This is a genomic window from Kitasatospora sp. NPDC001603, from assembly GCF_040298365.1.
Lineage (GTDB): Bacteria > Actinomycetota > Actinomycetes > Streptomycetales > Streptomycetaceae > Kitasatospora.
This window is the reverse complement of sequence record NZ_JBEPAA010000019.1, coordinates 81,861-92,246: the sequence shown is the minus strand read 5'-3', so window position 1 is coordinate 92,246 and position 10,386 is coordinate 81,861. Positions and strand designations below refer to the sequence as shown.

Genomic DNA, 10,386 nt, shown 5'->3' with positions numbered 1-10,386 from the left:
CCTTCCGGAGAGCAGGGAGTTACCAGGAAACGGGCAGGGACTTCACAGCGAAGACGGACCCGTGGGTCCGCAGCGGGACGTCGTCCGCCGGCACCGCCAGGCGCAGGTCGGGGAAGGCCTCCAGCAGGGCCCGCAGGCCGACCCGCAGCTGCAGCCGGGCCAGGTTCTGGCCGATGCACTGGTGGACGCCGTAGCCGAAGGCCACGTGGCCCGCGGTGTCCCGGGAGAGGTCGAGGTCGGCGGGGCAGCCGAACTTCGCCGGGTCGCGATTGGCGGCCGGCAGCGAGACGGTGACCGTCTCGCCCTTCTTCACGGCGTGGCCGCCGAGTTCGAGGTCCTCCAGGGCGGTCCGGAAGATCTCGTACTGGTTGACGGTGATGTAGCGGAGGATCTCCTCCACCGCGTCATCGATCTTCGAGGGGTCGGCCCGCAGGGCGGCCAGCTGCTCCGGGTGGTGCAGCAGCGCGAACACGCCGACCGTCAGCGCGCCCTCCGTGGTCTCGTAACCCGCGAACAGCAGCAGGGCGGTGATGTTGCCCAGCTCCTCGTCGCTGAGCTCCCCGGTGGCGATCAGCCGGCTCAGGATGTCGTCCCCGGGCTCCGCCTTCTTGCGCGCGATGGTCTCGTGGATGAACGCGCCCACCTGGGCGAACGCGGCCATCGACTCCTGCGCGTCACCGAACGGGTTGTTCATGACCGCCGGCGCCTCGGCGTAGCGGTCCCGCTCGCTGTAGGGCAGGCCGATCAGGTCCGACAGCACCCGCAGGACCAGCGGGTTGGCGAAGGTCTCCAGCAGGTCGGCGGAGTTGCCGTGCTCGCGCATGACCTTGATCTGCTCGGCGGCCACCGCCTCGACCTGCGGCGTCAGCTGGTTGATCGTGCGCCCGGTGAACTCGCGCGTCAGCAGCTTGCGGAACCGGGTCTGCTCCGGCGGGTCCATGTGGATGAACATCCCCGGCATGGCCGGGAACTGCGGTACCGGACCACCGTACTTGGTGACCGGGAAGTGCCCGATCTCCAGGTTGTGGCTGAACTTCGGGTCGCTCAGGACCTGCCGGGCGAGCTCGTGGCTGGTGGCGATCCACCCGACGTGCCCGTCGGGGTAGACCATCCGCGCCAGCGGGCGCTCCTTCCGCAGCTCGTCGAAAATCGCCGGCGGGTCGAACTTGTCAGTCCGCGCCCAGGCATCCTCGTAAGAGATCGCCTCGCTCATGACGCACCTTCTCCGTTTCGGGTCGAAATATCCCTGCGCACGAAAACGGCAGCCCCGCCGGTTCGGTACGGAGCCGTTTCCCGGAGGATTCACCGGGCCCGCACCGGTGTGCGGGCACGGCGAATCACGCGGCGAATCCGGCACGAGCCCGCCGCGATGTTCCCGCCGGCCGCGAATGACGGCCGGGCCGTTCCGTGGAATCAGAGAGCCAGCTTCTTGAGCGTCTCGTGGGCGTTCGCCAGGGACTGCTCGCCCAGCGGCTTGAGCGCCGCCATCGCCGGCACGATCGCCGCGAGGGTCAGCTCGGCGTGCACGAACTTCAGGTCGTCGGCGAGGCCGATCGAGCTCAGCACCGCGCGCAGGTAGGGCTCCTGGTGGTCCCAGCCCTCCCGCGGCGTGCCCGGCGCGTACGAGCCGCCGCGGGCGGTGACCACGACGACCGTCTTGCCGCTCAGCGGGCCCGACTCGGCACCCGGGGGCACCATGTGGGCCGGGCTGACCAGCAGGTCGATCCACGACTTGATCGTCGACGGCACGGCGTAGTTGTACATCGGGACGCCGAGCACGATCGTGCTCGCCTCGCGGACCTCGGCCACCACGGCCTCGGTGAGCGCCTTCTCCGCCGGCGCCAGCCCGTGGTCACGGCTGGGGTCCAGGAGCGACTCGCGCACCGCGTGGGTGATGTGCGGGACCGGCTGGGCCGCCAGGTCCCGGTAGGTGTAACCGTCACCGGGGTGGTTCTGGCGCCACTGGGTGGCGAAATACGACGACAACTGCCTCGTCACGGAGCCGGTGGCGCGGATGCTCGAATCAATGTGGAGAAGAGAAGACACAAAGGGCCCCTGGATTGTCCTGAGCGATTCACCGAGAACTGCTTTTCCAACGCTCTTCGAGTCTAAGGAGAAGCGCCCCGGACGGGCATCCCTCAGTCTGGTAGCGCGGGTGGCCACCGGCCCGTGAGGAGCCGCGCGGCGGGCCCACGCGCCGGCCCGGACGGCCGGGCGGCACGCCGCGGCGGCCCATCGGAAGGGCCCGTTCCGCGAACGTCCGCACACCGTCGCACCGGCGCGCGGGCCTCACACGGCCAACCGCCCGGCCGGTACCTCGGGCACGAACGCGGACTCCGCGCCCAATTCGGTCGTCCGCTCCTCCACGAGCCGGTTCCAGGTGCCTGCCAGCTCCACCCGGGAGGCGACGTCGAGCTTGCGGAAGATCTTCTTGAGATGGAACGCCACCGTGTGCGGGGACATGAAGAGCTGTCGCCCCACCCGCCCGTTGGTGAGTCCCTGGCTCACCAGCTCCGCCACCGCGTACTCGGTGTCGGTCAACTGGCTGGCCATCGTTCTGGTCCGGCTCGGGCGGCGCGAGAACTGCCCGCTGTTGCCCTCCAGTTCCCTGAGCTTGCTGCGCACCCGCAGGACGTCGCGGGAGGCACCGACCGCCCCGTAGCCGTCCGCCGCCCGTTTCAGCAGCTCGACGGCCTGGTCCTGCTCGGAGCGGCGGGCGAACCGCACCGCACTCGCGTCCTCCAGCGCGGAGGCCTGCGCCCACCGGTCCAGGTGCAGGCCGGCGGCCCGCTCCAGGGCCGCGGCGTTCCGCTCGAACAGGCCGATGGCGTGCGCGGACGCCGCCTGGACGGTGCGGAAGCTGGGGTTGCGCGCCGCCAGTTCGTTGACCTGGGTGACCGTCCGGACGGCGATCTCGTCGTCCGACAGCCGCTGCGCGGCGCGGACCAGCCAGGCCGCCGCGGCCGGCTGCGAGACCAGCAACTCCCGGGCCAGCGCACCGTCGTGCACCAGCCCCTTCAGGAGGTGGGCGATGCTCTCCGTCCCGTCCCGGGCCTCCAGCACCTGGGCGACGGCCCAGGCGCACTGCCCGGCCATCAGGTTCGCGCGTCCGAGCAGGGCGTGGTCCCGCAGCCGGTTCGCGTACTGGAGGGCGGTGGTGAGGTCCAGCTGCCGGGTCGTACTGACCGCCATGACGAGGAACCCGCTCGGGTTCAGCGATCGGTTGCCGGCCTGCTGGGCCAGCCGGAGACCGGCCTGGGCCGAGGCGACCGCCCGGTCGAGCTCGCCCTTGGCCAGGCTCAGCTCCGCCTCGCACAGCAAATGAGCGGCCCGCTTCTCAACTTGGTTCGATCCGTGGACAGGTGACGTGTCGTCGGCGAGCATGTTGGTAGCCGCCCCCAGACCGCGGACGCGGGTCAACAGCGTCGCGTGCCAGATCCTCGCCTTCAGCGAGCAGGAGCCCGGCGCTCCGGCCTGCGCCCGGCCCGTGGCGGCGGCGGCCAGATCCATACTCCTACCGAGCTGGCCGTCGAGCCACGACTGGGCGGAACGCGCCGCCAACTGGACGACTTCGTCGGATAACTGCAGGGAAGGACCGGGCGCCGTGTAAGTCCGAAATGACACTGTATCCTCCGACTCGGAATCGGTACCGCCCTGTCCTGCCCGGCTGCTCGGCGGGCATCGTCGGACGCCACTCGATTCGACATGGGAATGTGGGGCCTGCAACACGATCGTGCCGGTGGTGCCTGGTCGGTCGCGGACGAGCGGCGGCCCGGCGGTCCGCGACGCATGGTCGGGCCCCCGTGCCCCGAGCCCGTCGACCTGCGGGCCGGGCCCGGTCCGCAGGACGGAAGGGCCGGTTCCGGAGCTCCGGAACGTCTGGACAACATTCGGCAACCCCCTTCCACAGAGCCGTCGTTCGGCTCCAGGAAGGCCTGCCGGGGCCGCCTGGGGCGCTGACGTGAGATTGACCACTGCGCGACGGTGCGTCGGCCGCCGAACGCGCGGCGGCCCGCAGCCGATGAGCCGGAAGAGCCCGCTCCGGTCACGAGGTGCCGGGTGCGACCACCATGTCGACGGGGCCCTGAACAGCCGCCCGACCACCGGACGGGGCCGGCGGGAGGAGACGGGGAGAGGAATGCGCGATGACCGGGTCGTCGGTCATCCGCGAACGGTAGGGCAGCGAACACCGTCCGATCTGTAAGAGGCTTTCGCCGCAGGCACCCTGATGTCCCGCCGGCCGGTGACCCGGACTGCGACAGCGACCCCGGTCGCCGTGACCGGCGAAGGCGGCGCCCCCCCGGCGGCCCCCCACGAGCATGCCCAGAACACCGAGGCCTTGGAAAGGGCTGGCCACATCGTGGAACAGATCGTCTCGCCGCCGCAGCTGTTCAGACACGTCGCGACCCACCACGACCACCGACTCGATCCGCACGCAGCATCCACCCCCTCGGCCCGCAGCCTCGCCCGCTGTGCGACATGCCGGAAAGACCCGTCCCCGCCCGCACCGCGGGCCGTCGCCCCCCCCCGGCCCCCGCCGGAAGACGCACTCGGACGCGCCCCCTGGCCTGTCCATGCCGATTCAGACTCTACGTCATGTCGAACACGATCGGGTGATGATCGTGATCATTTCTGTGACCGGAGTGACGCCTGTGGCATGTCGCTCTCCGTGTGCACACAGGGCGGCCGACCGGTCCGAGCCATGCCGACGACCGGCGCGGCGCAGGCCGCACCGGCCGCTCGACGTTCAGCCCGTCACGGCGAGTTCGGCCACCACCGCACGGTGATCCGTACCCGGCACGCGGTGCCCGGACACCGCCACGGCGGTCAAACCTTCACCATGGAGGACATGGCCGATCTGGATCACCAACGGTAGGTGCGGGAAGTCCGCATTGTCCTCCGGCCAGGGGGGCGAACCGCCCCGGCCGAGTTCGGCGTGGGTCTCCGTCAGACCGGTGGCGAGCAGCCCGGCCAGGGCCGCCGCCCACCAGGGGCGCAGGGCGAGCAGCACACCCAGCACCACCAGGCCGGCGACCGCCGCGTAGGACAGCAGCACCATCGGGAGCGCCGGCGGGGTGCGGTCGTCCCGGCCGCCGAGCCGGATCGCGACCAGCGCCGCCGGAAGCAGCAGGACCGCCCCGCAGAGTCCGATCAGCGCCCTGCGCGTCCACGTCCACGTCCACCGGCTGATTCCGGCCACCCGCTCCCCCGCCGGGCACTCCACTCCGCTCCCCACGGTCCGGTGCCGGTCGGCGGGTTGCCCGGTGGCTCGCCCGCGCGGCCGTCAGCCCGGTTCTCGCCTTCGCCCTTCGCCCTTCGCCTTCGCCGGAGGACGCGGTGGGCGCGGGCCCGTCAGGCGCCGACCGCCCGTCAGGCGGAGGCGAGGTGCGCCGTCCACTTGGCGCGCCAGGCGAGGGCGTCGGCGACGGCCTCGGCGATGGTGCGCCGCGCGGTCCAGCCGAGCAGTTCGCGGGCGGTGTCGACGGCGGCGTAGCAGCCGATCACGTCGCCGGGGCGGGGGTCCGCCTCCCGGACCTCGACCTCGGCGCCGACGGCGGCCTCGAAGGCCGCGATCAGCTCGCGGACGGTGGTGCCCTCACCGGTGCCGATGTTGATCACCCGGTAGCGGTCCTCGGCGGCGGGCTTGATCACCTCGTCGAACCGGGTGAGCGCGGCGACGTGGGCCTCGGCGACGTCCTGCACGTGGATGTAGTCCCGGATGCCGGAACCGTCCCGGGTCGCCCAGTCCCCGCCGGTGACGGTGAACGGCACGCCGTCGGCATGGGCCTCGATCAGCTTGCCGAGGGCGTGGGTCGGCCGGAGGTCCTGCAGCCCGGTGCGCAGCCGCGGGTCGGCGCCGACCGGGTTGAAGTAGCGCAGCGCGACGACCCGGAGGTCCTCGGCGCCCTCGCCCCGGGTCCAGTCCTGGAGGACCAGCTCCATCATCTGCTTGGTCCGCGCGTACGGGCTGCCGGCGGCGACGGGGCAGCTCTCGTCGACCCGGGCGTCCGGGGTGGGCGCGTAGATGGAGCCGGAGCTGCTGAAGACGACCCGGGTACAGCCGTTGCGCTGGAGGCCCTCCAGCAGCTCGACCGTCTTGGCGACGTTCTCCCGGTAGTAGAACAGCGGCTTGGCGACCGACTCCGGCACCACGATCCGGGCCGCGCAGTGCAGGGTGGCGCCGATGTCGGGGTGCTCGGCGAAGACGCGGTCCAGGAGGTCCGCGTCGGCGATGTCACCCCGGTAGAACACCCGGCCCTCGACGAACTCCGGCCGGCCGGCGGAGAGGTCGTCGAGCACGACCGGCGTGATGCCCTGGTCGAGCAGTGCGGACGCGACGGTGCTGCCGATGTATCCCGCGCCACCGGTGATCAGGACCTTCTTCATGCGCGGACGCTCCCTTGCTCCCGTCGGACGCCGTGGCGGCGTCCGGTTGAGAGGGGGGACGGTGGGTTCGGGCCCGCCGGTTCCGCTGACCTGCGGATCCTTCGACCGGGAGTCAGCGCCGGCGGGCCCGGCGGCGGAGCGCGAAGCCGGTGGCGGCCAGGACGACGGCGGCCACGGCGGTGCCGACGGCCACCCGGACCGCCGTGGACGAACCGTCGCTCCCGGCGGCGGTGTCCTGCGCGGGGGGCACGGTCTGCCCGGCGGTCGGGCCGGCTGTCGGGCCGGCCGTCGGTCCGGCGGAGGGGGACCCCGCCGGAGGGGTCGGTGCGGGCGTGGCTCCGGACGTGAGCGTGGGCGTGGGCACGGCGGTGGGCCCCGCCGTGGGCCCGGCGGTGGTGGGCTGCGCGCCGGACGTCCCGCTGGGGGTCGGCAGGGGCGGGTCGGAGATGACCGCCGGTTCGATGTCGAGCTCCCGCTCGCCGTGCCCGAGCGAGGGGAACGCGCAGTCCACCGTGATCCGCCAGTGGCCGGCCGGCAGCATCTCCCGGGTGGTGTAGGAGCCGGGGTGCCCGGGCACGGCGACCAGACGCCAGGGCCCGGCCGAGCGGCCGTCGGCGGAGGTCGCGGCGAGCGACCCGGCGAACTCCTCGGTGACCGGGTCGTGGTCGTTCTCCCAGGTGGCCACGGTGGTGACGTGTCCGCTGTCCTGCCCGGTGACCTCCAGGTGGACGGTGTCGCCGTGGGCGGCGGCGGGCAGCGCGGCGGGTGCGAGAACGACCGCCCCCGCGAGGGCGAGGGCGGTGGCGAACGTTCGGGTACGCATGGTGGGGCATCCTCGGGGGTAACCGGGTGCGGCCGCCACCGCTGTCGAACGGTGGCGGCCGCACCCGGGGTCATCGGGACGGGCGGGGGAACGGGTACGGCGGGGCGACCCGCCGTCGGACGGTCCTCGGCGGGGCCGCCGTCAGCTGGTCTTCTGGAGCGTCCAGGACTGGTAGGCCTGACCGTTGGGCTTCTGCAGCTCCAGCAGCCAACCGCCGTAGTACCAGCGGCTGCTGACCCCGAGGACGAGGCTCGAACCCTCGGCCGTCAGGGTGACCCCACCGCCCGACTGGGTGAGCCGCCACTTCTGCGCGCCGGAGTCGGAGCAGGGCTGCTGCGCGAGGTACTGGCCGGCCACCGGGGTGCCGCCCAGCTGGAGGCACTTGTCGGAACGCGCCGACTTGATCCGCACGGTGCCCGAACCGGCGTCCTCGAAGCTCCACTTCTGGTTGGCGTAGCCGGTGCGCTGGTACGCGATGGCCACCGTGCCGTCGTTGAGCGAGCTGCCCCAGAGGTCGGCGGCCTGACCGGTCAGCCCGTTGACCATCGTGTAGCGGGTGCCCGGCTGCGGCTGGCCGGCGTCGGCGAGGGTGCGGAAGGTGGCGGAGCGACCGGGCTTGGAGACGCTGCCCGCGCTGTCGCGGACGGCGACGGCGACGGTGTACGAGGTGTTGGGCGCCAGCCCGACGACACCGACGACGGTGGAGCGGACGGTGCCGATGGTCTGGCCGTTCAGCAGGACGTCGTACCCGGCGGCCGCCGGCACAGCCGTCCAGCTCAGCATGACCGAGTTCTGGGTGAGCTGACTGGTCGTCACATCAGGCGCGGTGCCACCGGTGGGCGAGGCGGTCGGGGTCGGCGTGGGCGAGGCGGTCCGGGTCGGCGTACCGGTGGGCGACGGGGTGGTGGTCGCCGTCGGGCTCCCGGTCGGGGTCGGCGCCGGCGTCTTGGTCGGCGTGCCGGTCGGGCTCGGCGTGGTGGTCCGGGTCGGCGTGGCCGTCGGGGTGGCGGTGGGGCTCGGGTTGGGGTTCGGGCCGGTGCCGCCCCCGGGGATCAGGAACCGGTTGTTCGCGACGTTCCAGTGCGTGGCCAGGTAACTGCCCGGCGCGGGAGCGGTGTTGTAGTAGTCGTCGTGGTGGCAGTCGAGCCGGTTGTCACTGGCGTTGTCCGGGCAGACCGTCTTCATCGCCGGGTAGTACGGGGTGTCCGAGTAGCACATCAGGTCCCACTCGTCGACGCAGTGGCCGCCCTTGCTGGAGTTGGGTGCGCTGTTGCTCACCGCACCCAGGTTGTGGCCGAGTTCGTGCGCCGCCGTGGAGCCGCCCCAGCAGCCGGAGTCGGTCCGGCCGTACGACGGGCCGAAGTTGCTCAGGTTGTCCTGCCCGGGGCGCTCGTCGCCCGCGAAGGTGCCGATGCCGCAGTAGACCTTGGCGTCGGTGAACATCATGTACTTGCGGTCCTTGCGGTTGAACCCCTGCGCCGCGAGCGCGCGGTTGCTCGCGTTGAAGTCCTTGATCTCGGAGTCCGAGATCTGCACGTTCAGCACCGAGGCGGTGCAGTCGGGTTCGGTGACGAAGCGGACGTGCCGCACGCCGCCGGTCTCCTGGGCGCTGGCGTTGTAGATGACGTCGACGTCCGCGGCCCACTTCTTGAACGAGGCCAGGTACTGGGCGAACCGGTCGTTGCCGGGGGCGTGGACGTACACCGCCTGGACCCGGTTGCCGGTGCTGCCGTCGCCCTCGCAGACGAGCGCGGAGCCGGCGGCGGCCGCGGCCTGCTGGGGCGCGGGCGCTCCGGCGGCGGCGTCACCCAGCAGGGCCTTCTGCCCGGCGTTCAGGACGGGCGCCGCACCCTTCAACAGGTCGGCGGCGGCGGGCGGTTGGGCGTCCGGGGCCGGGGTGAGCACCGGCGCCCGGTCGGCCGCGGCGGCCACCGGCGGGATGTCCTTGCGGATGTCCACGTCCTTGGGCGGCGCGTCCGGCCCGTGGCTGCAGAGCTGCCCGCCCGAGACCTCCAGCGAGCCGGCGCACCGGTCGCCGCTCGGCAGGGCCAGACCGGCGTAGACGAGACCGCGCTCCGGCTGGTCCTTGGGTATCTCCTGCAGTGGGGCGGCCTTCTTCTCCCGCTGCGGAGCGGGCGCCTGGGTGGCCCCCTCGGCGGTGCCGGTCTCCCCCGGGTCGTCGCCGTCGGCGACCACTCCGGCCATGCCACCCGCCGCCCGGTCGGCCGCGGCGTCGGCCGCCACCGACACGCTGCGGTCCGCGGCCGGCTCGAACGCGGTCTGGATCCCCAGCGCACCCGCGACCAGCCCGGCCACCACGGCTGCGGCCAGGAGCGCCGTCCGGCGCCCGGGCCTGCCGCTCCGGCGGCGACGCCGCTCGGTACTCCGGCGCTCGCTGCTCCGGTCTCCCATGTGTTCGTCTCCTCTCCTCGGTGTGACGGTCCGCCTGCCGCTGCTCGCGGCGGCCGGACCGTCCGACACCAGGGAGATCACGGCCGACCGGGCCGGATAACAGAAACCTCCTTTCGAAACTCGCGCAGATCTGCGGATGGCTTCGAACCGGCGCGCGAACGGGCCCACCGAGCACGCGGCGAACCCCTCGGCACGGGCCGGCGGTGGGGCCGCCCGGCCCGCACCGCACCGGTTCCCGGACGGCCCCGCCCCGACCGGTCCGGTCGCCCGCGTGAGCGCCGTTCGCACGGGGGCCGTGGTCACCCGTGCGAGGGAAGAACGAAGGTTGCCCTTTGAACAGTTGCGGCCGCTGGCCAGAATGGGCTTCCTCGGCCGACCGACCGGTGGCCGATGACCGGTGACCGGTGACCGCCGGAGTCCGGTGACCGGCGGCCGGGGATCGAAGAGCGGGGGTGGGGGCATGGAGCCGGGTTCGCCGGGCTCCGGCCGGGGGGTCGGGGCGGACGCCCGTCCGGCCGTCACCGGTGCCACCGCCACGGGCTGCCCGGGCGCCCCACCCCGCCGTCCGCGCCCTCGCCCACTGGGCGGCCCCGCCGTCCGCTACCGCACGGAGGCTCCTCGATGATCCCCCGGCCGCCCGTCGGGCACCTGGTGCCACTCCCGCACGACCCGCCGGACGCCCCACCCCCGACGGCCCACCGCGGCTCGGCGCGCCCCGACTCCGAGCGTCTCACCGCCCACCGCACGTCCGCCCACCGCACGCC

General features: G+C 73.0%; 7 protein-coding genes. All 7 read right to left on the bottom strand.

Annotated elements, in window-relative coordinates; translation table 11 throughout:
• Positions 1–19: 19 nt before the first annotated feature.
• Positions 20–1,213, bottom strand: a complete 1,194-nt coding sequence (locus ABT263_RS15205; protein WP_329491260.1) for a cytochrome P450 — start codon at positions 1,211–1,213, stop codon at positions 20–22.
• A 200-nt stretch (positions 1,214–1,413) separates the two neighbouring features.
• The gene (locus ABT263_RS15200; RefSeq protein WP_352290938.1) at positions 1,414–2,046 is read right to left on the bottom strand and encodes an FMN-dependent NADH-azoreductase; all 633 of its coding nucleotides are present in this window, start codon (positions 2,044–2,046) and stop codon (positions 1,414–1,416) included.
• Between the two features lie 243 nt (positions 2,047–2,289).
• Entirely contained in the window at positions 2,290–3,510 is a 1,221-nt protein-coding gene (locus tag ABT263_RS15195; RefSeq protein ID WP_329491258.1) for a helix-turn-helix transcriptional regulator, read from the bottom strand.
• Positions 3,511–4,747: 1,237 nt separating this feature from the next.
• The gene (locus ABT263_RS15190; RefSeq protein ID WP_352290937.1) at positions 4,748–5,200 is read right to left on the bottom strand and encodes a hypothetical protein; all 453 of its coding nucleotides are present in this window, start codon (positions 5,198–5,200) and stop codon (positions 4,748–4,750) included.
• 170 nt (positions 5,201–5,370) lie between these two features.
• Complete coding sequence (galE, locus tag ABT263_RS15185) at positions 5,371–6,387, bottom strand: UDP-glucose 4-epimerase GalE (protein WP_352290936.1); 1,017 nt, start codon at positions 6,385–6,387, stop codon at positions 5,371–5,373.
• A gap of 112 nt (positions 6,388–6,499) precedes the next feature.
• Positions 6,500–7,210 carry a hypothetical protein gene (locus ABT263_RS15180; RefSeq protein ID WP_352290935.1) on the bottom strand — a complete coding sequence of 237 codons (711 nt, stop codon included), beginning with the start codon at positions 7,208–7,210 and terminating at the stop codon, positions 6,500–6,502.
• Between the two features lie 141 nt (positions 7,211–7,351).
• The gene (locus ABT263_RS15175) at positions 7,352–9,622 is read right to left on the bottom strand and encodes an RICIN domain-containing protein (RefSeq protein WP_352290934.1); all 2,271 of its coding nucleotides are present in this window, start codon (positions 9,620–9,622) and stop codon (positions 7,352–7,354) included.
• Positions 9,623–10,386: the final 764 nt, after the last annotated feature.

Bases quoted from the DNA above. Each gene is read 5' to 3' on its own strand.
- ABT263_RS15175 (WP_352290934.1), bottom strand. From the start codon at position 9,622: ATGGGAGACCGGAGCAGCGAGCGCCGGAGTACCGAGCGGCGTCGCCGC.
- ABT263_RS15195 (WP_329491258.1), bottom strand. From the start codon at position 3,510: ATGGATCTGGCCGCCGCCGCCACGGGCCGGGCGCAGGCCGGAGCGCCG.
- ABT263_RS15180 (WP_352290935.1), bottom strand. From the start codon at position 7,210: ATGCGTACCCGAACGTTCGCCACCGCCCTCGCCCTCGCGGGGGCGGTC.
- galE (WP_352290936.1), bottom strand. From the start codon at position 6,387: ATGAAGAAGGTCCTGATCACCGGTGGCGCGGGATACATCGGCAGCACC.
- ABT263_RS15205 (WP_329491260.1), bottom strand. From the start codon at position 1,213: ATGAGCGAGGCGATCTCTTACGAGGATGCCTGGGCGCGGACTGACAAG.